The following is a 23,793-nucleotide window of genomic DNA, read 5'->3' on the forward strand; positions in this document are numbered from 1 at the left end:
TCCGGCCGGTACCGATGCCGCCGACACCTCTGTGGGCAGCATCGAATAGCTCATTGGGCGGCTGCCCAGCACTTGACGCCGGCCTTCTTCAAGGCCTTGCAGGCGTTGACGGCATCACGCTGATCGTCGAAGCCGCCGAAACGAGCGCGGTAGACCTGGTCGCCACCGGCGCCATAGGCGACGGCGAAGGGCTTTGCCGAGGCGAGCGCCTTGCCGCCTTTGCTCTTTGCGCCTTCCAGCAGGTCCATCGCCATCTGCCGGCTCGGCGAAACGCCGACCTGCACGACCCAGCCGGTTGGACCAGCATTGGTCGAAGCGGCATTGGTCGAAGCGGTCGTGACATGATCGACGCCGGCATCCTCCCGCTCCACCGGCGCTGCGGCCGAAGTCTGCGGCTTGAAGGTCGAGGTCTTGACCTTGGTGGGTGCAGGCATCGCCTGCGCCACCAGCGGGTTATCGGATTTCGGTGCGGCGGTCTCTGCATAGGCGACTTCGGTCTCTGCGACCTGATAGCGCGCATCCGGCAGCGGCCCCTTGTGCGGTAGGCTGAGATCGGCTGCAGCAGCCGAGACCGGCGGCTGCGCCGCCGTGATCGTCTTTGCGAGCTGCTGCGGTGCCTTCTTCGGCAGAACGGGGGCAGGCGTTTCGATGATTGCCGGCGCGGGGGCAGGGGCTGCCTGGGCGATCAGCGCCGAGGATCCGCCGCGGCTCGATGCCTTCGGCAGGTAGGTCGCGATCAGGTTGCGCATCTGGGCGTCGCGGGCAGGCGTCGAGGTGCCGCCCATCACGACGCCGACGATCGACTTGCCGTCCACCTGCACAGAGCTCACCAGATTGAAGCCGGCTGCGCGGGTATAACCGGTCTTGATGCCGTCGACACCACGCACGGAGCCGACCAGGCGATTGTGACTGCGGATCGTACGGCTGCCGAACTTGAAGGCACGGGTGGAGAAATAACCGTAATATTGCGGGAAATGCTGGCGAAGGGCGATGCCGAGGCGGGCCTGGTCGCGCGCCGTTGTCATCTGCGCCGTGTTCGGCAGGCCGTTGGCGTTGCGATAGGTGGTGCGCGTCATGCCGAGAGCGTGCGCCTTGGCGGTCATCAACTGGGCGAAGCGATCCTCGCTGCCGGCGAGCAGTTCGCCGAGGGCGGTCGAGGCATCGTTGGCCGACAGGGTGACGAGGCCGAGAATACCTTGTTCGACGGTGATCGTGCCGCCCGCGCGCACGCCGAGCTTGGTCGGCGCCTGGGCTGCTGCATGAGCGGAGAAGGGGACCGGCGTGTCGAGACGGATGCGACCCTGCTCCAATGCTTCGAAGACCATGTAGAGGGTCATCATCTTGGTCAGGGAGGCGGGGTATTGCAGCCGATCGGCGTTCTCGCTGTAGAGAACATTGCCGGTTTTGGCGTCGACGACGATGCCGGCATATTTCGGATTGGCCGCTTTCGCTTCGACACTTGCCGAATCGACCAGGACGATCGTGACAGCCACCGAAAGGATCGCCAACAGCTTTGCCACAAAGCTGCCGGACCGGGACGATGATACGGAGGAGACTGACCTTGACACTATTCCACTCTTCGCTTGCATTTCAGTTATTCGGCAGGAACCGCGCACACTCCCCGCCGCACAGTTCGTCTTCTAAAATTACCGGTTGGGCGTTACCAATCCGTTTATGATGAATCGTTTCTTTCACTGTCCAGGGAGCATTTCAGGGGCTTGTCGCAGAACGGTTCATCAGACGCGCCTCCACAAAGGTCCGGATAGCGGCATCAATATGTTCCCAGTCGCCGAGATGGCTGCTGGAGAAGCGATAAAGGACGCTGAGATCCCTCCCGACCTTGATATCACGCTGGCAATCTCCGCTCGCCGCCTTGTCGGGGGCTGAAGGCAGTAGGCAGCGCACCACGTAGTCCGGTCCGCCTTTGACCGGCGCGGTCAGCAGCACCTCGTCGCCGTAGCCCGCGTCGGCGCGCAGACGATGCAGCGTCAAACCGTCGTGAAAGGGCTCGGCCGCCCCTTCGAGCAGATGCGAATAGATCGGCTCCAGACGTCCGGACATGTCGCGCGACATGGTGCTCTGGGCGATCTGCAGGAAGATCAGACCGGCGGATTGGGAGACGTCATCGAATCGAAGATGGTTTTCCTTGCCGTAGCCCAGCATATCGGGCCAGGTGAGATAGAGGTCGACGCGCTCGGCGGCGCCGTCATGCCTCTGGCTTGGGAAGCGGATGGTGTTCTCGGGAAATTTGACCGTATCGCGGCCGATGGTCAGCGTGATCTCGGCCGTGCTGTCGGTATTGCCGGCGAGCGAGATATGCCGGCCGAACCAGCGCCCGCCGATGCTGATCGCAACAGTCAGCACCGCAAGAACGGCGATGACCGCCATGGTGCGGAGGAGGAAGCCCGTGGAAAGAAGCGGCTGCTCGTCGGGTGCGCTCTGCGCGGTTCGGCTCATGGCGGGTCTTCGCGTTACGGCCCGCCGCAGGAAAGACATGAGCCGCCGGCGCCAATGATGAATCTCATCGGCATGATCCGACTGACAAGGTTAATACTTCACTAAGATTTCAAGGGGGTGGCCGCATCGAAAACGAAATGCTCGTCCCAAAAAGAGGCGAGCCGTCCCCGGGACAGCGGGAACGGCTCTTGGGCACCGGTCGGGGACGGGATGCGGGGACTGACCGGGCCGAAACCTGTGCCGGCTTGGCCGGCGGCTGGCTTACTTGACGCTACCGACTGCGACGGTGCGGCCGTCCTGAAGCTTCGACCAGCGGGCCGGATCGTTGGCGGACTGGCGCTTCAGATAGGTATATTCGGTGTCCGACCACAGCAGCACCTTGTTGCGCATGTTGTCGAGAATGAAGTCGCCGTGGTCGGTGCGCACCGTCAGCACGGCATGACCTTCGCCATTCGGCTGCAGCACGACCGTGATCAGCGTGTCGGATGGCGAGAAGCCGTCCTCGATCAGCATCTTGCGCTTCAGCAGGACGTAGTCCTCGCAGTCGCCGACGCTTGTGGGATAGGCCCAGCGCTCCTCGACGCCGTAGATCTGTTCATCCGTCTCCGGCTGGATCGAAGAATTGACGGTGTAGTTGACCTTGAGAATTTCCTTCCAGCGATCCTCTGTGAGGATGGCCGGCCCGGCATCGCCGCCGGCATAGGTGCATTCCGTTGGATTGACCTTGCAGAACTCATAGTGTCCGATCGGCGGGCTGGCATTGCCTGCCAGTGCCATGCTGGCGGGCGTTGCCTGTCCCGAGCCCGCCATGGTCATCGCGATGACACCGGCCAGAAGGCCGCCTTTCAGGATATTCGCAGTCGTCATTGCCGTCTCCCCTAAGTTGAGAGGAGAATGACATGGACGTTTTTATCTCACGCAAAATTACGTAATAGAATTATAGGCTTAGTTGAATCAAATACCGATAAAACTTAGCTCGAATGCGAATAAAATTTGGCACGTATTTGTGTCGAAATCGATTAAAATTGTAGTTGACGCGACAAGGGTTTCGCCGCTGGAAAGCCTGGGCTGCCGTCGCGCCGTTAAGGTTTTCATTGAGCCGGATAAATGACGGCGGCGTCGCGGCGGGGCGCGTGCGGTGGCGATGCGGGTGGAATCCGTCGGTGGGAACGGGCCGAAAGCCGAATATCGGTCGGATTCCAGAGTCCGGCATAAAAATTATTTTTGAGGAAAATCGCGGAATCGATCGGTGGCTGCGACGATTGCCGCGCTCATATCGGGATTTGCGGTGGAATGGGAAGCGTGCGGAAGGATCAGGAGCTCGCTTTGCGGCCAAGCGCGGGCCAGTTCCCAGGCGGTGACGAGCGGCGCCTCGATGTCGAACCGTCCCTGCAACAGGATGCCGGGAATGCCGGCAAGCCGCCCGGCGTTCTTCAAGAGGACGCCGTCCTCCAGCCATGCGCCGTTGACGAAGTAGTGAGTGATGATGCGGGCACGCGTCAAAACATAGGCTGGATCGGCCCAGCGCCGCGGCAGGCCTTGCGGATCGGCGAGCAGGATCGAGGCTGCCTCCCAATCGTGCCAGTCGCGCGCCGCCTTGAGGCGCGTCTCAGCGGCAGGATCGTTGAGCAGACGGTGGTAGGCGCGAGCCATGTCCTCATCCAGCACTCGCATGGTGGCGGGAACTGCTTGACGAAAACGGTGCCATTCTTCCGGAAAGAGCGGCGCCATACCGCGACACAGCCAATCGATTTCCGATCGCCGCGTGGTGGTGACGCCCGATATGACGATGGCGGCGACGCGTTGCGGATGCGTTTCGGCGTAGGCGAGCGCCAGCGTCGAGCCCCAGGAATTGCCGAAAAGCAGCCAGCTGTCGATGTCGAGAAAAAGCCGCAGCCTTTCAATATCGGCCACAAGATGCCAGGTCGTATTGAGCGAGAGGTCGGTTTCAGGATCGGCGGCACTCGGTAGGCTTCGGCCGCAATTGCGCTGGTCGAACAGGATGATTCGATAGGCATCCGGATCAAACTGACGGCGGGCGGCGGTCGAACAGCCCGAGCCCGGTCCGCCGTGCAGGACGAGGGCCGGCCGTCCCATCGGGTTGCCGCAGGCTTCCCAATAGATCAGGTTGCCATCGCCCGTATCGAGCAGGCCGTGATCATAGGGTTCGATTTCCGGATAGAGCGCTGACATCGGTTCGTGGATCTCGATTGAGGTGGAGGTTCTGCCTCTTGTCCATGACGAGGGGAAGGCGGACGGCAGGCGGGCAATCCCGGACGCAAAATCGCTCCCCGGCTCCGCGTGACTGCTTCCGACGGATCCCTGTCGCAGGTTGGTCCACCCATAATACTACATATCTACTGGTTGGAACGACTTGCGACAGGATTTCGCGCCAGCCATCCCTAGCCAGATTTGCCGCCGCTTGCTGATCGCTTGCAGTAGGGCTCCGGTCTTTCAACACGACCTGACCCGGTGTGCGGACCTGGCAAACGCTTTCGCACCAGTCCGTCACGAATTGGCCATCACCAAGGTCCGCGGCAAGGCGGCGCGATTTTCAGGCTGTCAAAGGAATTCCCGCAGCGTGTCGCGGGACTGGATCGACAGGAATTCGATCGCCACACCTTCAACGAAGTGACGCACGACGCGGCCACGCATGTTGCCGAGGCGCACCGCCGTTCCGATCGTGGGGCGCATCTCGACGTCGATGGCGGCACCCGACAGCGAAAGGTCCATGATGCGGCAGGTATAACGCGTGCCGTCCTCCAGCGTCAGTTCGGTCTTCGTATCGCGCGGCGTCAGGCGGTCGTGGCGACGATCTTCCGGCAGGCCGAGTTCGTGCTTGTTGGCAAGCCAGGTGAGCTGGGCGGCGAGCTTCTCGCGCTTGCGCTCGGTCGCATTGATCGACATGGTGAAGCCGCGGCCGTCGAGCGTCTGAACATAACCTTCGACGCGACCGAGATGGTCGATATAGGCGACTACCCGTTCGTTGGCGCGCGGTCGGCCGGAGCAGGTGACGTACATATCGCCGGGCGACATGTCGATCACCGTGCATTCGAATTCCTCGTAGTTCGCAAGCATCAGCCGGCCCTGCATATTGATCGGCACACGCTGGAAAACGCCTTGTTCAGGGCGCGGCGCAGGTCGTTGCGTCTGTGCTGGCTGGAACGAGTGCATCAAAGGGCTTCTTCATGAAAATTGGAGAGACCAATCTTTACTGCCAATCCATTAACAGAAGGTTGTTTCGCCCTATTGCGACATAGCCGAAAACGAGCATGCGCGGTGTCCCGAAACGAGACACTCAACGCGCCTGGGCACTCAGCAGCTGTGACACCATGCGGCGCATGGCTTGGCCGAACCCCATGCCCTTTGCCGCGACGATCTCGTTGATCGGGCGCAGTTCGGCGGGCGCGGCCTTGCTGAACTTTTCGGGCAACAGACGGCTGCGGTCGAGCGCCAGGAATTCCAGCGGCACGATCTCCAGCCAGCTCGCAGCCGCCTTCGGGGCGATCGCGCCGAGCAGCCGGTCGCAGGCGCCATCCGGCGAGCGCAACGGCATCATGATGATCTCGAACGAGGCCTGATGACCGATGGTGCTGTAGCCAGTGGCGTTGAACAGGGCCGGCATGGCATGGTCCATGACGCCCATAGCCGTGCGTTCGATATCGGCGTGCTGGCCGTGCGCCCAGAGGGACGAAAACCGTTCACCGCGCAGGTCGCGTCCAAAGAAATCGCAGATGCGGGTGCCGGCGAGCCGGAAGCCAATGTCTCCGCCGCCGCGCGCCTCAAGGATGAAGAGGCTTTGCAGAAGATGGGGAACGGCGGAAGGTTCGACCTGTGATTTCAGCGGCGCATCGGCAGCGCCGCGGATACGGTTCCAATAGTCAAAAATTTCGATGGTCGTTTGCACACGCATTTCACACCAACCTGTCCCATTCCGGGTCGTTTTCGGGCAGTCATTGCCCCTACAGCTTCTACCTTGCGGATTTCATGCCAAATCCCGGCCGTTAAGGTTAAGGAAGGGTTTCGCTTGAGGCGCAGCGTCTGCCATGGCAATCTCCGGCCATCGCTTCGACTTTCGGAGTTCTGCACAACCTTCCCGTCCGGGGTCTTTCCAGGGGTTCGGGTTACGCCGTCCGGCACTACGGGCGGCTTTTTTTTTGGTCATCCCTCCTGTATGGCTGGGGCCTCAACGAGGCGAACACAGATGAATGAGCAGACGGGCGAGCCGCAGATGACGCCCGAACCTTCCGAGGTCCAGCCGCGGGCGCGGCCCCCGCGCGTACCGGTCTTCAATCTTCCGCCGGCGCTTTTCTTCAGCCTTTGCCTGCTCGTCGTCATTTATGCGGTGCAGTCGCTCATTCTCTCGGACGACGCGGTGAGCTGGCTGCTGTTTACCTTTGGTTTCGTTCCCGCCCGCTATGTGATTCCGCTGTCGCAGCAGGGGCTGGAGCTGTTCTGGACGCCCGTCACCTATTCGCTGCTGCACGGCAGCGTCCAGCATATCGTCTTCAACGCCTTCTGGCTGATGGCCTTCGGCGCACCGGTCGTGCGCCGCATCGGGACGCTGCGGTTCCTGTTCTTCTGGATCTTTTCCGCCGCCGCCTCCGCCGCCCTGCACGCGGTCCTCAACTGGGGCGACGTGTCGCTGCTGATCGGCGCGTCGGGCGTCATTTCCGGGCTGATGGGGGCCGCCTGCCGATTCGCCTTTCCGGCCGAGCGACGGCCGATGGCGGTGGCGCATCTCAACGCCCGGCTTTCCTTCATCGAGGCGCTGAGAAGCCGGACGGTCGTCATCTTCATGCTGCTCTGGGTGGTCGGCAATGCCCTCATCGCCGTCGGCATCCCACTCGTCGGCGACAGCGATCAAGGGATCGCCTGGGATGCCCATATCGGCGGCTTCGTCTTCGGCTTCTTTTTGTTTTCGCTGTTCGACCGGGCGCCACGGCCGCCTGCGGAACCGACCGGAACAGAGAAGGACATGTTGCAATCCTGAGCCGGGCGGTGCACGATTGAACCATCCGTGATTGGGGGGAGAAACCGCCGCGGATGCCTGCGACACGTGTCACAGGTTCGACATAGGAGGTTCGAATGACCAGTTCAGTCAAAGCAATCCTCGACCTGAAGGGCAGGGACGTCGTCACCGCCGGGCCGAACACCACCGTCGCAGAGGCGGCCGTCATTCTGAGCAAGAAGAGGATCGGCGCCATAGTCGTCGTCGGCATGGAAAACCGGATTTCCGGCATGTTCACCGAGCGCGATCTCGTCCATGCCATCGCCAAGCACGGCAAGGAAAGCCTCGATCAGCCGCTCTCACAGCTTATGACGTCAAAGGTCTACCGCTGCCACGAGGAGACGACCGTCAACGAGCTCATGGAATTGATGACCAGCCGCCGTTTCCGTCACGTTCCGGTCGAAAGCAACGGCAAGCTTGCCGGCATCATCTCGATCGGCGACGTGGTGAAGTCGCGCATCGCGGCGGTCGAGCGCGAGGCCGAGGAGATCAAGGCCTATATTGCCGGCTGAGGTTTTGGCTGTTTGTTCAAGCGGCGCGTCGTCCCAAAACGCCTGCCGGGGCGACGCGTCATGGAGCGCTGGCGTAGACTTCCTGCATGCGCTCGATCTCGGGGAGCCTGGCTCTGGCTTCTTCGTAGCCGCGTTCGATCGCCTCACCGGCCCGGTGGAATTCTGAAAGGCCGATATAGCTGAGGCGCGGCTGCAGCGAAATGTCGGGCGGATCGCCGGCAAGGCGGGCGCGGGCAATCCTGTCCTGGATGATGTTGAAGGCCTGCACCATGACGCCGGTCATGCCGAGGCGGGCATAGGGCGCCTCTTCCTGTTTCTGCACTTCCTGCGGCGAGAGGCTGGCATTGTGCCGGACGACGGCCGAGCGCCCGTAGAGATCGTAATTGAGATTGACGGCGACGACCAGCGGCTGCTCATAGGCGCGGCAGACGGAGACGGGAACCGGGTTGACCAGTGCGCCGTCGACGAGCGTGCGATGATTGCTGCGTACCGGCTCGAAGATGCCCGGCAGCGCATAGGAAGCACGCAGCGCCGTGATCAGCGAACCATTGGCGATCCACACCTCGTGGCCGGTATTGACCTCGGCCGCGACCGCGACGAACGGCCGGTCCAGATCCTCGACGTTCAGGCCTTCGAGATGCTCCTGCATGCGCTTGGTCAGCCGCATACCGCCGAACAGGCCGCTGCCGCCGATGGTCAGATCGAGCAGACTTGCGATGCGGCGCATCGTCAGCGAGCGCGCGAAGCTTTCGAGTTCATCGAGTTTGCCGGCGAGATAGCAGCCGCCGACCAACGCGCCGATCGATGTGCCGGCAATCATGCCGATCTCGATTCCGGCCTCGTCAAGGGCGCGCAAGACGCCGATATGGGCCCAGCCGCGGGCCGCTCCGCCGCCAAGCGCGAGCGCGATCTTGAGTCTCTTGACGGGCGCGGGCGCAGGAATTGTCTCGAGTATCGTCGACATACCGGAACCGGAACCTTGGCCTTCAGCGCTTTGACGGTGCAGAGTCCAGTTCAGCATTGCGCTCTCCCCTCCCAGCAGAACACGTATGTTACGATAGTGTGCCCGTTCAGTTGCCAAATGGTATATAGAACCGGTTTCTGGCACAATAAGGGGCAAATGCCGGGGAGGGCGGTCTATTTTCCGTATATGTCCTGCGGATCGAAGTGACGCTCGTCATCAACGATATCGAGCATCGGCTTTCCGTCCCGGAGCGTGACCGTCCGATAGAAGCAGGACCGGCGGCCGGTGTGGCAGGTGGCGTCGTGTCCGGCGACCACGACCTTCAGCCAGATGGCGTCCTGATCGCAATCGGTGCGAATTTCCTTCACCGTCTGAAGGTTGCCCGACGTCTCGCCCTTCTTCCAGATCTTGCCTCGCGAGCGGCTGAAATAATGGGCCGTGCCCGTCTGGATGGTCAGCGCCAAGGCCTGGGCGTTCATATGCGCCACCATCAGCAGTTCACCATCGCCGGCGTCGGTCACGATCGCGGTGATCAGGCCGCGGTCGTCGAAACGCGGCGTGAAGTCGCCGGCGTCTTCCAACGCCGATTTGTCCTCGGATGGTTGATTGAAGATCAGTTGACTCATCGCGGCCCTCCTGAGGGAGCCGGTATCAGCGGCTCCGCACCATGCTCATGAAACGGGCCTGATCGGCCGGTTCCGTCTTGAACGTTCCCGTAAACGTTGTCGTCAACGTGGTCGAACCCTGCTTCTGAACGCCGCGCATCGCCATGCACATATGTTCGGCCTCGATCATCACGGCAACACCGCGCGGATTGAGCGTATCGTCGATCGCCCGGGCGATCTGGGCGGTCATCGTTTCCTGCGTCTGCAGACGCCGGCCATAGATTTCGACGACACGGGCAATCTTCGACAGGCCGAGGACGCGGCCATCAGGCATATAGGCGACATGGGCCTTGCCGATGATCGGAACCATATGGTGTTCGCAATGCGAATAGAACGGAATGTCCTTGACGAGGACCATGTCGTCGTAACCGGCGACCTCCTCGAAGGTGCGGCCAAGCACATCTTCCGGCGCCATGTCGTAACCGGCGAAAAGCTCGCGGTACGCCTTGGCGACGCGGGCGGGCGTTTCAATCAGGCCCTCGCGCGCCGGATTATCACCGGCCCAGCGCAGCAGAACGCGAACGGCCTCCTCGGCCTCCTGCTGGGAGGGACGATCCGAGTCACGGTTCGGCTGCGGAAAGTTCTTTACGATGGCGTCCATGATCAATGGTCTCCTGGCCCGCATCGCGGACCCATCTGTCGGAATCGCCACTGGTCAGTCCCATGCGGGAATTCATGCACCTTTGGCAGGCTCCGGGGCTTTCAGGGCAAATTCAAACGCCCGTCCGGCACGGTTTCCCAATCAAACTTACACAAGGCCATTGCATTTTAATGGCCTTCGAACGACATACATATAGGAAGACGGCCATCCTATGTAAGTATGCTCAGACGACACGGTGTGTTTTTTGTTTCGATGACAATAACCCCCCAATCAAGGCCGATCCGCAGCGATTTGGAGCGGAAATCCAGCATGGACGACATCTACAACAGCAAAATCCTCGAATTCGCCGGCAATATTCCGTTGACGGGGACGCTGGAGGATGCCGATGCGACCGCCCAGGCTCATTCCAAACTCTGCGGCTCGAAGGTGCGGATCTGGCTGAAGATGAACGGCGATACCGTGACCGGTTTTGCCCATGACGTAAAGGCTTGCGCGCTCGGGCAGGCCTCGTCCTCGATCATGGCCCGCCATGTCGTCGGCGCGACATCGGGCGAATTGCGGCAGGCGCGCCTGGACATGCTTGCCATGTTGAAGGCCGATGGAGCAGGACCTGCCGGCCGATTCGAGGACATGCGCTATCTCCTGCCCGTGCGCGATTACAAGGCCCGCCATGCTTCGACGATGCTGACTTTCGACGCGGTCGTCGATGCGATCGGACAGATCGAGGCGAAACGGGCGGAAATTGTCGAGGCGTAACCGAGATGTGCGAGTTCTGTGCCCTGCAGGCCAGCGATGACGACGACGGCGGAGCCGCCGGATCCGAAAAGACGCGCAAATCCGCGGCACACCGTTCCCGCAACTACGCCGGCTCCTTCCGCAAGACTCCCGATCGCCTGCTCGGCATGGGACTCATCCGTCTCTATCAGCTGACGCTTTCCGGCTTCGTCGGCAATTCCTGCCGCCATATCCCCACCTGCTCGGAATATGGCTACGAGTCGATCGCCCGCCACGGCCTCTGGGCAGGGGGCTGGATGACGCTCTTTCGCGTCGGCCGCTGCGGCCCGGGCGGGACCAGCGGCCTCGACCAGGTGCCGGAGACGCTCGGCGACGATTTTCGCTGGTTGACCCCGTGGCGCTATATCGCCCTCGGACGCAAATGAGGGTGACGGCGGTGAGGATACCGGCGGAGGATTGTGTTTGTGAGGGCCGGGCAGCGGCGAGGCGTGAGGTGCAGTCACTGTTCGGTGACTACGATCGCGAAGGAGCGGGGGAGAGCGAGCGGCTATGAGCATGTTTGTCGCCCTTCTGCACAGCATCGTCCTGACGCCCGACCGCCGCGTCATCATGGAGGATCTGCGGGCGCTTGCCACAGAGCTCGGCTATCGCGCGCCGCGCACACTGGTTTCAACCGGCAATCTGGTCTTCGAAGCCGACGACATGCGCCCGCATGAACTCGAGGTCGCGCTGGAAGAGGGCTTCGAAGAGAAGTTCGGCAAACATGTCGATATCGTCGTGCGCAGCGATTGCACCTGGATGGCGCTCTGCGGCACCAATCCCTTCAGGGATGGCAGTGGAGATCAGGTCATCGTCCGCGTCATGCGCCTGCCAATCGATCCGGAGAAGGTGGAGGCACTGAAGCCGCTGATGGTGGAAGGCCAGCGCATCGCCGTTGTCGGCGGCGACCTCTGGATCGATTTCGCCGGCAAACCGAGCCAATCTAAATTGCTGTCGGCGCTGACGACCAAGCGGCTCGGCATCGGGACGATGCGTAACTGGAATACGGTCTGCGGCCTCGCCCAAATGATGATGTAGACCGGGCATCTTCCTTTACTCCCGCGGAAAATCTGAGTATCAGGCGGCAGCGCATCCAACAAAGGGAGGCGCGTCGTTGCAACCACCCGCATTCGTTGGCGGGACTGGACAAGGAGAATTTCGATGTCTGAAGCCATTTCCCTGATATTTCCCGATGGTTCCGTGCGCAGCTTCCCGGCTGGCGCGACCGGCAGGGATGTCGCCGAATCCATTTCAAAGTCGCTCGCCAAGAGTGCCGTCGCCATTGCGATCGACGGCACCGTGCGTGACCTTTCCGATGCCGTGACCGACGGCAAGATCGAGATCATCACCCGTAAGGATGGCCGCGCGCTGGAGCTCATTCGGCATGACGCCGCGCATGTGATGGCCGAAGCCGTACAGGAGCTGTGGCCCGGCACGCAGGTGACGATCGGCCCCGTGATCGAAAACGGCTTCTATTACGACTTTGCCAAGAACGAGCCCTTCACGCCCGACGATCTGCCGAAGATCGAAAAGAAGATGAAGGAGATCATTGCCCGCAATGCGCCCTTCACCAAGCAGATCTGGTCGCGCGAGAAGGCCAGGGAAGTCTTTGCCGCTAAGGGTGAGCAGTACAAGGTCGAGCTCGTCGATGCGATCCCGGAAGGGCAGGATCTGAAGATCTACAATCAGGGTGACTGGTTCGACCTCTGCCGCGGCCCACATATGGCCTCCACCGGCCAGGTAGGCACGGCTTTCAAGCTGATGAAGGTTGCCGGCGCCTATTGGCGCGGCGACAGCAACAACGCCATGCTGTCGCGCATCTACGGCACGGCATGGGCGGACCAGGCCGATCTCGACAATTATCTGCATATGCTGGCCGAAGCCGAAAAGCGGGATCATCGCAAGCTCGGCCGCGAAATGGACCTGTTCCATTTCCAGGAAGAGGGCCCGGGCGTCGTCTTCTGGCACGGCAAGGGCTGGCGCATCTTCCAGACGCTCGTCGCCTATATGCGCCGCCGGCTTGCCATCGATTATGAAGAAGTCAACGCGCCTCAGGTGCTCGACACGTCGCTCTGGGAAACCTCGGGGCACTGGGGCTGGTATCAGGAAAACATGTTCGGCGTGAAATCGGCGCATGCGATGACGCATCCCGACGACAAGGAAGCAGATAATCGTGTTTTCGCGCTGAAGCCGATGAACTGCCCCGGCCATGTGCAGATCTTCAAGCATGGCCTGAAGTCCTATCGCGAACTGCCGATCCGTCTGGCGGAGTTCGGTCTCGTGCATCGCTACGAGCCATCGGGCGCGCTGCATGGTCTGATGCGCGTGCGCGGATTCACGCAGGACGACGCGCACATCTTCTGCACCGACGAGCAGATGGCCGCCGAATGCCTGAAGATCAACGATCTCATCCTCTCGGTGTATGAAGATTTCGGCTTCAAGGAAATCGTCGTCAAGCTTTCGACCCGCCCGGAAAAACGCGTCGGTTCCGACGCGCTGTGGGACCGTGCGGAAGCCGTGATGACCGACGTGCTGAAGACGATCGAGGCGCAGTCCGAGGGCCGCATCAAGACCGGCATCCTGCCAGGCGAGGGCGCTTTCTACGGGCCGAAGTTCGAGTATACGCTGAAGGACGCGATCGGCCGCGAATGGCAGTGCGGCACGACGCAGGTCGACTTCAACCTGCCGGAACGTTTCGGTGCCTTCTACATCGACAGCAACTCCGAAAAGACGCAGCCGGTGATGATCCACCGTGCCATCTGCGGCTCGATGGAGCGTTTCCTCGGCATCCTGATCGAGAACTTCGCCGGTCATATGCCGCTCTGGGTGTCACCGCTGCAGGTGGTGGTCGCAACGATCACCTCGGAGGCCGATGCCTACGGACTTGAAGTGGCCGAGGCGCTGCGCGAGGCGGGTCTCAACGTCGAGACCGACTTCCGCAACGAGAAGATCAACTACAAGATCCGCGAGCATTCGGTCACCAAGGTTCCTGTCATTATCGTCTGCGGCAGGAAGGAGGCGGAGGAGCGCACGGTCAACATCCGCCGCCTCGGCAGTCAGGAGCAGGTTTCGATGGAGCTTGACGCCGCCGTCGAGAGCTTGGCCCTCGAGGCGACACCGCCGGACGTCCGTCGCAAGGCTGAAGCAAAGAAAGCCAAGGCGGCCTGAAAACCGCTGCCATCCGACAGCGCCAGTCTGGCGCTGTCGGAAATCTGAATGAGTCCGCAATATCCTCGTCGTGAACGAGGAGCGGGGGGTCATCCCGATGCCGCATTGCGACGGTTTCTCCGAGGCCGTCTTCTCGATGCGCCGCCGAACGCACAGTTCGAAGGAAGTGCGGTCGAGCCAAACCGTTTGCGGGAGATCAATCGAGGCTGGCGCCGTCGCCGCCTTGCGGCACGAGCTGTTCGTAGGAGGGCAGCGGCGCCTCCGGAGCCGGCTGGACACCCGGCGGCGGCGGCGTGCCGGCCGGCACCTGCTGCACCGTGCGTGCCGCGGGGCTCTCTGGTTGCTGCGGCTGGTGGTCCTTCATCAGAACTTCGACATCGGTGTTCCTGCCGGCAGCGACGGTGAAGTCGCGCTGATAGATCTTGTCCTTGTTGCGCGCGACCGCGGAATATTCGCCTTCGGCAAGGACCATGGTTGGAAAGGCGCTGACGCTTTCGCCGACACTGTCGCCGGCTGCCGTCAAGATCGACCAGGCCGTGTCGGCGATCGCCTCACCGCCGGCTTCGGAGACCAGCTTGAAGGTAATCTGGGCGGCGCGGTGCTGGATCGTTGCCTCTGTGAGCTTGCCAGCCTCGACCTGGATGTCGGCGCGGATGACGGCGTTGACGCTGCCATATTCGGAAACGATATGATAGGTGCCGGCATTGAGACGCACGACCGTGTTCGGCGAGACGTCGGCCACGACGAGACCACGCTCGCCATCATCGCGCACTTCCGAGGAATAGATCGAGAAGCTCAGCTGGTCGGGGCGGATGCGGGCATCGGCGCCGGAGACGGCATTGAGTAGTAGGCCGCCGGCATCAAGCACCATCACCTGCTTGTCGACCTCGCCGTCAGTGGGCACGGTCAGCTTCTTGGTGACGCCGGCGCGGCCGAAGGAGACATTGACGAAGTAATCGCCCGGAGCGAGCTGGAAGGCGGCGGGCCCGCCCTTGGCGCTGGCGACCAGCGGCAGCTTGCCGTCGGCTCCGGCGATCGGGCTGAAGACATACCAGGAAAGGCCGTCTTCGACAGCGGAGCCGTCCGCCGTCAGCTTGGCTTCCATCGCGACGTCGCGCAGCTTGGCGCCTTCGGGCGCGGTGCCGGGTGCGATGAAGGCGTTGAGCTTCGGCATTTTCGATGTCGAGTCGAGCTGTTTGAACTCTTTGAAGGCATCCTGCGCGCCGGCGCCGATGGGCATCAAGACCATCAGGGCGATGGCGAGGCCGATGCGTGCAACAGGCGAAATGCCAAACATCTGTTTCGTGAACCGATTGACTTCTGAAATCGCAAAGGCCACTTCAAGACCAACGCGATGGCAAATTCAAGACCCACGCTCTGCAACAGCATAAAAATGAAAGTTTCTCCCGTATGAAATCCGATATCAAGCTGATTGATTACCTTGCCGTGCGCCGTTCCATCCCCGCTTTCCAGATGTGTGAACCCGGCCCCGAGAAGGCCGAGATCGAGGAGATACTGCGGCTTGCCTCGCGTGTTCCCGATCACGGCAAGATCGCTCCCTGGCGTTTCATCGTCTATCGCGGAGATGAGCGCGCACGCCTCGGCGAGGAGCTCCTGAAACTCGCGCTCGAGACAAAGCCCGACCTTTCCGAAGAGATGATCCAGGTTGAGCGCACCCGCTTCACCCGGGCGCCCGTGGTCGTCGCCGTCGTCAGCAAGGCGGGGCCGCACATCAAGATTCCGGAATGGGAGCAGCTAATGTCGGCCGGCGCGCTCTGCCTCAACGTCATGCTTGCCGCCAATGCCACCGGTTATGTCGCCAACTGGCTGACGGAATGGTTCGCCTATGATGAGCGCGCCCACCCGCTGCTCGGCGTCGAACCCGGCGAAAAGGTTGCCGGCTTCATCCATATCGGCTCAACGACATTTCCGGCAATCGAGCGGCCGCGGCCGGAGCTTGCCGATACGGTGAGCTGGGTCGGCGGAGAGGACTGATGTTCTACACGACAGACAGCAATCGGCATGGCCTCGCACATGATCCCTTCAAGGCGATCGTATCGCCCCGTCCGATCGGCTGGATCGGCAGCAAGGGCAGGGACGGTTCGATCAATCTTGCGCCCTATTCCTTTTTCAATGCGGTCGCCGACCGGCCGAAGCTGGTGATGTTTTCCTCCGCCGGGCGCAAGGACAGCCAGCGAAATGCGACCGAGACCGGCGTCTTCACCTGCAATTTCGTCAGCCGCGATCTCGCCGAAAAGATGAACCTCTCCTCGGCGGCGCTGGCCTATGGCGACAGCGAATTCGACTTCGCCGGGCTGACCCCGAAACAGTCCGAACTGATTGACGCCCCCTATGTCGGCGAGGCTTATGCCGTGCTCGAATGCAGGGTGACAGAGATCATCGAGCCGAAGACGCTGTCGGGCGCACCTTCCGAAAACGTCATGGTCTTCGGCGAGGTGGTCGGCATTCGCATCGACGAGGCGATCGTCAGGAACGGTCGCCTCGACATGTCCATCGCCCGACCTGTGGCCCGCATGGGCTACATGGATTACAGTGAGGGCAGCGATGTTTTCGAGATGTTCCGGCCGCAGGTGCCAAAAGCGTAGTCCGAACGCAAGACATACAAAGGCTTAAGAAACGTGGTGAACGAATCTTAAACCTTTTGCCGCTACCGTCGCAGCAATGAATGCAGCGCGAGGAAATCGCGTTTAATTGCTGGGGCGTCGCGTGATCGTAGAAGCTTTCCTTCGTTGGATCGAAACGGCCAAGACCGGTGATCGGGCCCGGGCCGCGAACGCACTCGGTCGAGCCTATCTGCAATCCGAGATGAGCGGCGAGGAGCGGGCAGCAGCCGAGATGGCGATGACCTTTCTTCTCGATGATCCGTCGCCGCGTGTGCGGCTCGCGCTTGCCGAGGCGATCGCCTGGTCGCCTGATGCGCCGCGCAGCCTGATCCTTTCGCTTGCCGCCGACCAGCCCGAAGTCGCCTGCCACGCCGTCACCTGTTCACCGCTTTTGAGCGACGCCGATCTCGTCGATCTTGCCGCGCGCGGCAACGGCGCCACGCGCATGCTGATCGCGGCAAGGGCCTACGTCACGCGCCCGGTCTCCGCCGCCCTTGCGGAGGTCGGTGATGAAGAGGAACTGCTCTGCCTGCTCGAAAACGACGGCGCGGCCATCTCCAGCCAATCGCTGAAACGCATCGCCGAGCGGCTCGGCGATTGCTGCGATATCCGCAACCTGCTGCTCGACCGCAGCGATCTTCCGGCCGATGCCCGCCAGCTGCTCACTCAGCATGTCAGCAATGCGCTGGTCGGCCTGCCGCTGGCGCAGGCGGCGGTCGGCCTGCAGCGGCTCCAGCGCATCAGCCGCGAGGCGACCGAGGCAGCCATCGTTTCCATCGCCGGCGATGTCGCGCCGCGGGAGGTGCCGGATCTCGTCGAACATCTGCGCCTCGAGGGCCGGCTGACGCCGTCCTTGCTTATGCATGCGCTCTGCGCCGGCAAGCTTGATTTCTTCGCTGCTGCAATCGTCGATCTCACGGCGTGCAGCGAGCGCAGGGTGCGCTCGATCCTGGCGACTGGCCGCATGCATGCGGTGCGCGCCCTTTACGAATCTGCCGGCCTGCCGAGGGATATCAGCGTGATTTTCGTCGAAGCGACGCTTCTGTGGCGCGAGGCCGCTCGAAAGGCGCCGGGCAGCGTGCTAGGCACCGTCGGCGGCCGTCTTCTTGAAAAATTCCGCCATCACGACGGCTCGCATAGCGCGGCCGGAGAACTGCTCGATATGGTGGAAAAGCTTCATGTCGCCGAGCATCGGCAATCGGCGCGCGTCTATGCGGCGCTTGCGGCGGCCTAGTCGTTCAGCCGGGTTACCACCCAGGAATAGCTGGCGGATACGAAATGCACGGGTTTGGAAAGCGTCTCCTTGACGTCTTTGCCCGATGGGAGATGTGCGCGAACCTGGCCGGCGATGTTCTCAGCAAAGCCGGCGATGCCTGGTGGTTCTTTGGGGGCGGCAGGAGCGGTGCCGGCCGCGGCGGCAGGCGCCGGTTTCGGCGGTTCCGCGGCGGCGAGCGCTCTCGGCGCCTCGCACACGGCGATAACCGAGGGATAGCTGACATTGGCGTAGGCTTTGAGCCGGCGTTCGGCTTCGGCATCGCAAGCGGCAACGGTTTCCCAACGCTTGTCGACCGTCGCGACATAGCTGCATTGGCTGACGGAATCGTCGCAACCGAGAATGGTCATTGCGATGAGCACCGCTTGCATATTCTGCCTCCCTGGCTATTGAACCTGAATCGCCTTAGACGGCGCAATTCCAACCGAAACAAGGCGAAGGCATTAAATCTTCGTCATGTCAGAAAAATTTCTCGCCGCGCAAGTATTGGAAACCATCATGTCCGTCATTATCGCCCAGGAGCCGCCGCGCCAGGACGGCGTCATCCGGCTTCTCGATCTTTCCGACGCCTATGCAGGGTCGCTCTATCCCGCGGAGAGCAACCACCTGGTCGACCTCTCCTCGCTGGAGAAACCTTCGGTAAGCTTCTTCGTCGCCCGTAACGAGGGGGCGATCGTCGGATGCTGCGCGCTGGTCGAGGCCGGCGATGGTACGGCGGAGATCAAGCGCATGTTCGTCGACCCGCAGGCGAGGGGATTGAGGATCGCGAGCGGATTGATGAATGCGCTGGAGGCGATCGCGCGGGAAAAGCGGCTGACGGCGATCCGGCTCGAGACCGGCATCTACCAGCCCGAGGCGATCGCCCTCTACCGCAAATACGGATACCGGGAGATCGAGGCTTTCGGCACCTATCTTCCGGATCCGCTCAGCCTGTTCATGGAAAAGCGGCTGGGATAGCGGCCTGCGAAGGCACGTTCAGCCTTCGGCGACGCGCGGGATCGGTTTGGACGGCGGAGCCTGTTCGTCGATGACGATCGGCGGCACCCTCTCGCTGCTCTCGGCGCTGCGGGCCTCGTGGATCCATTCACGCCAGATGGCGACGATCAGCGCCATCAGCACCGGGCCGATGAACAGGCCGAGAAAGCCCATCGTCTTGACGCCTCCGACGAGGCCGAAAAAGGTCGGCAGGAAGGGCAGCTTGATGGGGCCGCCGACGAGCTTCGGCCGCAGCGTCTTGTCGACGATGAAAAGCTCGACGGTGCCCCAGACGAAGAGGCCGACGCCGGCAACATGCGAGCCGCTCGCCAGGAGATAGATCGAGACCAGCGTGAAGGAGAGCGGCGCACCGCCCGGGATCAGCGCCATCACGCCTGTCAGCACGCCAAGTGTCACCGGCGACGGCACGCCGGCAATCCAGTAAGCCACGCCGAGCACGATGCCTTCGCCGATCGCAATCAGCGTCATGCCCATGACGGTGGAACTGATCGTTGCCGGGACGACACGCGAAATGCGCTCCCAGCGATTCGGCAGGATGCGCTCGCCGAGCATGTCGATCTGCTTGGAGAAGGAGAAGCCGTCGCGATAGACGAAGAACAGCGCGATCAGCATGAAGAGCAGCGTCAGCAGAAGGTGGAAAGCCCCGCCGCCGGCTGCCAGTACGGCGCGATAGATGTTGCCGATGTGAGCGCCGCTGACCGCCTGGATGAGTTCGCCGAGAGCCCCGGGACTGCCGATATATTTCGTCCAGAGGTCATCGAGATAGGGGCCGGCAAACGGCAAGGCGACGATCCAATCCGGTGTCGCGGCGCCGGCGCGGTTGGCGTGGATCGCCCAGGCGAGCCAGGTGCGCACTTCGCCCGTCGTATAGGTGACGGCAAGCCCGATCGGAATGACCAGAAAGGTGACGATCATGACGATGGCGATCGTCGCGGCGATCGTCGTATTGCCGCCGACACGGGCGAGAAGCTTGCGATAGAGCGGCCAGCTGGCAAAGCCGATGACGAGCGCCGCAAGCACCGGCACCAGGAAGCCGTAGAAGAAATAGACGCCCGCCGCAACGACCAGCACCAGCAGCCAGCGCGCCGCCGAAATGGAGGGAATCAGCGGCGTGCGTGTCGGCGCCGACGACCCCAGCCATCGCGGTTCATGATTGCTTTTCTGACGGTCGAACACACCCACGCGCGCCTCTTCTTATTCTTGTACTCTGGTTATGGGCCATGAACCCGGCGGTTTCAAGGTCCGCACCGTGAAAGCTGATATAAAGCATCACTCATCGACCGCCCGGCATGGCGTCTTACTGCTGCGGGCGGCTGAGAACCTTGAAGGCATAGAATTGCGTCTTCTGATTGGCGGAGAAATTATTGTCGGAACTGAGGATGAGGACGTCGGTACCGTCCTTGACCTTGCCGAGCGACATGGCCTCGATATTATCGGGCACGAGGCCGATAGCTCTGAGATCGAGAATCTGGCTCTTGCGGGCCGGAACGACACGCTGGTCGTTCTTGGCGAGTGAGGGAATCGCGGATACGTCGGTGGCGCCGGCGAGATCGACCATCATGATCTTGATGTTATTGCCGAAACCCTCGGCATAGCTGCGCTCGACGGCGAGCAGGCGGTGATCGTCAAGCGCAAGCATTTCCGACATGCCGTTGTCATTGCCGCCGTCGGCCTTAGTGGCGGCCTGCGGGATCGGCGAGACCGGATAGACATACTCAGACTTCGGCTCGCCGCTTGCGCCGTCATAGCGGATGATGCGCGACAGGCTGCCCGTCGTCAGCGACGGCTTCGGCCCATCCTGGTAGAGGGCGGCTTCGGTGCCGACGAATACGTCGCCTGAGGGCGCGACGGCGAGATCCTCGAAAGCTTGGTTGTCGCGGATGCCGGTCGACTTGCCGATGGTCGGAGCAAAACCCTCAGGCAGCTTGAACTCGCGCACGAACGAACCGTCCGGCGCAGTGACGCGGATGAAGGGCGGCAGCAGCACCTTGGCGTCGCCTTCGCTGCCCCAGTAGATGCCGTCCTTGCCGAGGCGGATCGATTCTGGGTCGACGGTCTTGGCGGCGAAGGGTTCACCGTTCTTGTCTTTCAGCGTCACATGCTTGACAACGGAAACGCCCTTGAGGCCCGACGCCTCGACATCGATGTCGAGTTCATAGAAGCGGGCGGGTGCCTTGTCCGAACGGTCGTCGCTGATGGCGATATAGTGGCCGGTGGCGGCATCGAAATCGAGGCCTGATATGCCGCCGAATTCGATGCCGTTTTCCATCTGGCCGGTGGGTATAACGAATTCACCGAGATAGGAGAGGGAAATGCCGGCGGCGCAATCGCCGAAGGGGCAGGCGCTTTCGAAGGTGGCGCCGATATCCGTGGCATTGACGGTGACAGTGCTGGACAGGAGAACGAGAGCGGCGGTCGCGGCAAAACGCTTGGTCATGGCAAAATCCGGCAAGAGTTGAAAACGTGTAATGGCGCAGGCGCCATTTCAAGGGCGCGCGCCATCCGCTTCATGCGCCGGTTGTTTGACGGAGTTGTTACGGTTCTTCGTCAGTTCCGTGAAATCGCAGGTGCTAAAATGCAGCGCGCCGGCCGTCTCTGTCGAACCGTTCGGCGCGCGTGGGACTTATTCAAATATCAAGGTTTTCTGCGAAGGCCGCACGCTCCTGGATGAAGCGGAAGCGGGCCTCGGGCTTGGTGCCCATCAGGTCGTCGACGGCGCTGCGGGTGCCTTCGAAATCCACCTCGTCGATCAACACCCGGAGCAGGGTGCGCTTGGCCGGGTCCATGGTGGTTTCCTTGAGCTGGGCGGGCATCATCTCGCCGAGACCTTTGAAGCGGCTGATCTCCACCTTGGCCTTGCCCTTGAATTCCGTCTGCATTAGCTCGGCACGGTGATTGTCGTCGCGCGCATAGGCGGATTTCGCCCCTTGGGTGATCTTGTAGAGCGGCGGCACGGCCAGGAAGAGATGGCCGCCACGCACCAGTTCCGGCATTTCCTGGTAGAAGAAGGTGATGAGCAGCGAGGCGATATGGGCGCCGTCGACATCGGCATCTGTCATGACGATGATGCGCTCGTAGCGCAGATCTTCCTGACGGTATTTCGAGCGTGTGCCGCAGCCGAGCGCCTGGATGAGATCGGCGAGCTGCTGGTTGGCGCCGAACTTCTCGCGGCCGGCGCTGGCGACGTTCAGGATCTTGCCGCGGAGCGGAAGGATCGCCTGGTTGGCGCGGTTGCGCGCCTGCTTGGCTGAGCCACCTGCCGAATCGCCCTCGACGATGAAGAGTTCGGCGCCTTCGGCGGTGTTCTGCGAGCAGTCGGCGAGCTTGCCGGGCAGGCGCAGCTTGCGCACCGCCGTCTTGCGGTTGACTTCCTTTTCCTTGCGGCGACGCAGGCGCTCCTCGGCGCGCTCGATCACCCAGTCGAGCAGCTTGGCCGCTTCGTTCGGATTGTCTGCGAGATAGTGGTCGAAGGGATCGCGCAGCGCATTCTCGACAAGACGCTGGGCCTCGACGGTCGCGAGCTTGTCCTTGGTCTGGCCGACGAATTCCGGCTCGCGGATGAAAACCGAGAGCATGCCGACAGCCGAGATCATCACGTCATCGGTGGTGATCTGGGCGGCGCGCTTGTTTTGCGTCAGCTCGGCATAGGCCTTCAAGCCCTTGGTCAGCGCGATGCGCAGGCCGGCCTCGTGGGTGCCGCCTTCGGGGGTCGGGATGGTGTTGCAATAGGAATGCACCTGCGGGTCGCCGCCATACCAGGTGATCGCCCATTCCATCGAACCGTGGCCGTTGGCCTTCTCGGTCTTGCCGGCGAAGATCTCGCGGGTGACGGTGAACTCCTTGCCCATCGTCGCCTGGAGATAATCCTTGAGGCCGCCGGGGAAATGGAAGGTGGCCTTATCAGGGACCTCTGAGCCTTCAGGCAGAACGCCGGGCTCGCAGCTCCAGCGGATCTCGACGCCGCCGAACAGGTAGGCCTTGGAGCGCGCCATGCGAAAGACACGGGCGGCTTCGAACTTCATGTGCTCCCCAAAGATCTGCGGATCAGGATGGAAGCGCACACGCGTGCCGCGGCGATTGTGGACGTCGCCCAATTCCTCAAGCCCGCCCTGCGGCAGGCCGCGCGAGAAGCGCTGGCGGTAAAGCTTGCGGTTTCGCGCCACCTCGACTTCGAGGAAGTCGGAGAGCGCATTGACGACCGAAACGCCGACGCCGTGCAGGCCGCCCGAGGTCTCATAGGCCTTGCCGTCGAACTTACCGCCGGCATGCAGCTTGGTCATGATGACTTCCAGCGTCGACTTGCCCGGCACCTGCGGATGGTTCTCGACCGGGATACCGCGGCCGTTGTCGGTGACGCTCAGATAACCCTGCAGATCGAGATGCACCTCGATGAAATTGGCGTGTCCGGCGACCGCCTCGTCCATCGCGTTGTCGATGACTTCGGCGAAGAGGTGGTGCAGCGCCTTTTCGTCGGTGCCGCCGATATACATGCCCGGGCGCATGCGCACCGGCTCGAGGCCTTCGAGAACGCGGATCGACGAGGCGCCATACTCATCCGCGTTCGAGGCGGCGGGGGCGGGGCGAGGCGAGGCGAGCGGTGCAGCCACCGGCGCACGTTCGGCCGCAGCCGCAGGCTTCTGGGCCTCCTCGCGTTTTTCAGAGAGGGGCATTCCGGAAAAGAGGTCGTTGCTGTCGTCCATGGAGCCGTTCAGATCTTCATCCTGTCTTGGGCGGACATCCGCCGTCGA

The 23,793-nt window shown here is 62.2% G+C and carries 24 protein-coding genes; 10 read left to right on the forward strand and 14 right to left on the reverse strand.

Going from position 1 to position 23,793, the window contains the following annotated elements; genetic code table 11:
- Positions 1-50 precede the first annotated feature (50 nt).
- The 6 genes from GA0061105_RS02115 to GA0061105_RS02140 all read right to left on the reverse strand — a co-directional run bounded on the left by GA0061105_RS02115 (position 51) and on the right by GA0061105_RS02140 (position 6,370).
- Positions 51-1,589, reverse strand: a complete 1,539-nt coding sequence (locus GA0061105_RS02115) for a serine hydrolase (protein WP_092747688.1) — start codon at positions 1,587-1,589, stop codon at positions 51-53.
- 121 nt (positions 1,590-1,710) lie between these two features.
- On the reverse strand, positions 1,711-2,496 hold the full coding sequence (locus tag GA0061105_RS02120; RefSeq protein ID WP_092747690.1) for a hypothetical protein: 786 nt from the start codon (positions 2,494-2,496) through the stop codon (positions 1,711-1,713).
- A 222-nt stretch (positions 2,497-2,718) separates the two neighbouring features.
- Complete coding sequence (locus GA0061105_RS02125; protein ID WP_064691690.1) at positions 2,719-3,324, reverse strand: transglutaminase-like cysteine peptidase; 606 nt, start codon at positions 3,322-3,324, stop codon at positions 2,719-2,721.
- Between the two features lie 351 nt (positions 3,325-3,675).
- Entirely contained in the window at positions 3,676-4,650 is a 975-nt protein-coding gene (gene pip, locus GA0061105_RS02130) for a prolyl aminopeptidase (protein WP_092747692.1), read from the reverse strand.
- 369 nt (positions 4,651-5,019) lie between these two features.
- Positions 5,020-5,631, reverse strand: a complete 612-nt coding sequence (locus GA0061105_RS02135) for a PilZ domain-containing protein (protein WP_064691689.1) — start codon at positions 5,629-5,631, stop codon at positions 5,020-5,022.
- Between the two features lie 124 nt (positions 5,632-5,755).
- Entirely contained in the window at positions 5,756-6,370 is a 615-nt protein-coding gene (locus GA0061105_RS02140; RefSeq protein ID WP_092747694.1) for a PAS domain-containing protein, read from the reverse strand.
- A gap of 291 nt (positions 6,371-6,661) precedes the next feature.
- On the opposite strand from GA0061105_RS02140, the gene GA0061105_RS02145 reads away from it, so the two are divergent.
- Both GA0061105_RS02145 and GA0061105_RS02150 read left to right on the forward strand, forming a co-directional pair.
- Complete coding sequence (locus tag GA0061105_RS02145) at positions 6,662-7,450, forward strand: rhomboid family intramembrane serine protease (RefSeq protein ID WP_092747696.1); 789 nt, start codon at positions 6,662-6,664, stop codon at positions 7,448-7,450.
- Between the two features lie 95 nt (positions 7,451-7,545).
- Positions 7,546-7,980, forward strand: a complete 435-nt coding sequence (locus GA0061105_RS02150) for a CBS domain-containing protein (RefSeq protein ID WP_064691686.1) — start codon at positions 7,546-7,548, stop codon at positions 7,978-7,980.
- 58 nt (positions 7,981-8,038) lie between these two features.
- Here GA0061105_RS02150 and GA0061105_RS02155 read toward each other — a convergent pair whose 3' ends face one another.
- From GA0061105_RS02155 to folE, 3 genes are all read right to left on the reverse strand, one after another.
- Complete coding sequence (locus GA0061105_RS02155; protein ID WP_064691685.1) at positions 8,039-9,001, reverse strand: patatin-like phospholipase family protein; 963 nt, start codon at positions 8,999-9,001, stop codon at positions 8,039-8,041.
- Between the two features lie 116 nt (positions 9,002-9,117).
- A complete protein-coding gene (gene hisI, locus GA0061105_RS02160; RefSeq protein WP_092747697.1) occupies positions 9,118-9,570 on the reverse strand; it encodes a phosphoribosyl-AMP cyclohydrolase in 453 nt (150 codons plus the stop codon).
- Between the two features lie 25 nt (positions 9,571-9,595).
- Complete coding sequence (folE, locus tag GA0061105_RS02165) at positions 9,596-10,210, reverse strand: GTP cyclohydrolase I FolE (RefSeq protein ID WP_064691683.1); 615 nt, start codon at positions 10,208-10,210, stop codon at positions 9,596-9,598.
- A 309-nt stretch (positions 10,211-10,519) separates the two neighbouring features.
- Between folE and GA0061105_RS02170 the strand changes: the two genes are divergently transcribed.
- The 4 genes from GA0061105_RS02170 (at position 10,520) to thrS (ending at position 14,152) form a co-directional block, all read left to right on the forward strand.
- Complete coding sequence (locus tag GA0061105_RS02170) at positions 10,520-10,966, forward strand: iron-sulfur cluster assembly scaffold protein (RefSeq protein ID WP_064691682.1); 447 nt, start codon at positions 10,520-10,522, stop codon at positions 10,964-10,966.
- Between the two features lie 5 nt (positions 10,967-10,971).
- Positions 10,972-11,370, forward strand: a complete 399-nt coding sequence (gene yidD / locus GA0061105_RS02175; RefSeq protein WP_092747698.1) for a membrane protein insertion efficiency factor YidD — start codon at positions 10,972-10,974, stop codon at positions 11,368-11,370.
- A gap of 124 nt (positions 11,371-11,494) precedes the next feature.
- Positions 11,495-12,022: a DUF1697 domain-containing protein gene (locus tag GA0061105_RS02180; protein ID WP_092747700.1), complete on the forward strand. Its 528-nt coding sequence runs from the start codon at positions 11,495-11,497 to the stop codon at positions 12,020-12,022.
- 123 nt (positions 12,023-12,145) lie between these two features.
- Positions 12,146-14,152 (forward strand): threonine--tRNA ligase, encoded by a 2,007-nt coding sequence (gene thrS / locus GA0061105_RS02185; RefSeq protein ID WP_092747702.1) that lies wholly within the window; start codon positions 12,146-12,148, stop codon positions 14,150-14,152.
- A 196-nt stretch (positions 14,153-14,348) separates the two neighbouring features.
- On the opposite strand, the gene GA0061105_RS02190 is transcribed toward thrS, so the two are convergent.
- Positions 14,349-15,449 carry a hypothetical protein gene (locus tag GA0061105_RS02190; protein ID WP_092747704.1) on the reverse strand — a complete coding sequence of 367 codons (1,101 nt, stop codon included), beginning with the start codon at positions 15,447-15,449 and terminating at the stop codon, positions 14,349-14,351.
- A gap of 113 nt (positions 15,450-15,562) precedes the next feature.
- Between GA0061105_RS02190 and GA0061105_RS02195 the strand changes: the two genes are divergently transcribed.
- The 3 genes from GA0061105_RS02195 (at position 15,563) to GA0061105_RS02205 (ending at position 18,010) form a co-directional block, all read left to right on the forward strand.
- A complete protein-coding gene (locus GA0061105_RS02195; protein WP_064691677.1) occupies positions 15,563-16,147 on the forward strand; it encodes a nitroreductase family protein in 585 nt (194 codons plus the stop codon).
- Positions 16,147-16,758, forward strand: coding sequence for a flavin reductase family protein (locus tag GA0061105_RS02200; protein ID WP_064691676.1), 612 nt, complete (start codon positions 16,147-16,149; stop codon positions 16,756-16,758). The genes GA0061105_RS02195 and GA0061105_RS02200 overlap by 1 nt, the downstream gene beginning before the upstream one ends.
- Before the next feature lie 106 nt (positions 16,759-16,864).
- Positions 16,865-18,010 (forward strand): DUF2336 domain-containing protein, encoded by a 1,146-nt coding sequence (locus GA0061105_RS02205; protein WP_092747706.1) that lies wholly within the window; start codon positions 16,865-16,867, stop codon positions 18,008-18,010.
- On the opposite strand, the gene GA0061105_RS02210 is transcribed toward GA0061105_RS02205, so the two are convergent.
- Positions 18,007-18,420 (reverse strand): hypothetical protein, encoded by a 414-nt coding sequence (locus GA0061105_RS02210; protein ID WP_092747708.1) that lies wholly within the window; start codon positions 18,418-18,420, stop codon positions 18,007-18,009. The two genes, GA0061105_RS02205 and GA0061105_RS02210, sit on opposite strands and share 4 nt — an antisense overlap.
- A gap of 127 nt (positions 18,421-18,547) precedes the next feature.
- On the opposite strand from GA0061105_RS02210, the gene GA0061105_RS02215 reads away from it, so the two are divergent.
- On the forward strand, positions 18,548-19,006 hold the full coding sequence (locus GA0061105_RS02215) for a GNAT family N-acetyltransferase (RefSeq protein WP_092748289.1): 459 nt from the start codon (positions 18,548-18,550) through the stop codon (positions 19,004-19,006).
- A gap of 18 nt (positions 19,007-19,024) precedes the next feature.
- Here the strand turns inward: GA0061105_RS02215 and GA0061105_RS02220 are convergent, their stop codons facing one another.
- The 3 genes from GA0061105_RS02220 to parE all read right to left on the reverse strand — a co-directional run bounded on the left by GA0061105_RS02220 (position 19,025) and on the right by parE (position 23,745).
- On the reverse strand, positions 19,025-20,227 hold the full coding sequence (locus GA0061105_RS02220; RefSeq protein WP_092747710.1) for an AI-2E family transporter: 1,203 nt from the start codon (positions 20,225-20,227) through the stop codon (positions 19,025-19,027).
- A gap of 115 nt (positions 20,228-20,342) precedes the next feature.
- Positions 20,343-21,482, reverse strand: coding sequence for an esterase-like activity of phytase family protein (locus GA0061105_RS02225; RefSeq protein ID WP_092748291.1), 1,140 nt, complete (start codon positions 21,480-21,482; stop codon positions 20,343-20,345).
- A 190-nt stretch (positions 21,483-21,672) separates the two neighbouring features.
- Entirely contained in the window at positions 21,673-23,745 is a 2,073-nt protein-coding gene (parE, locus tag GA0061105_RS02230) for a DNA topoisomerase IV subunit B (RefSeq protein WP_092748293.1), read from the reverse strand.
- Between the last annotated feature and the right edge of the window lie 48 nt (positions 23,746-23,793).

This window comes from Rhizobium aethiopicum (genome assembly GCF_900094625.1).
In the GTDB taxonomy this organism is placed as follows: Bacteria; Pseudomonadota; Alphaproteobacteria; order Rhizobiales; family Rhizobiaceae; genus Rhizobium; species Rhizobium aethiopicum.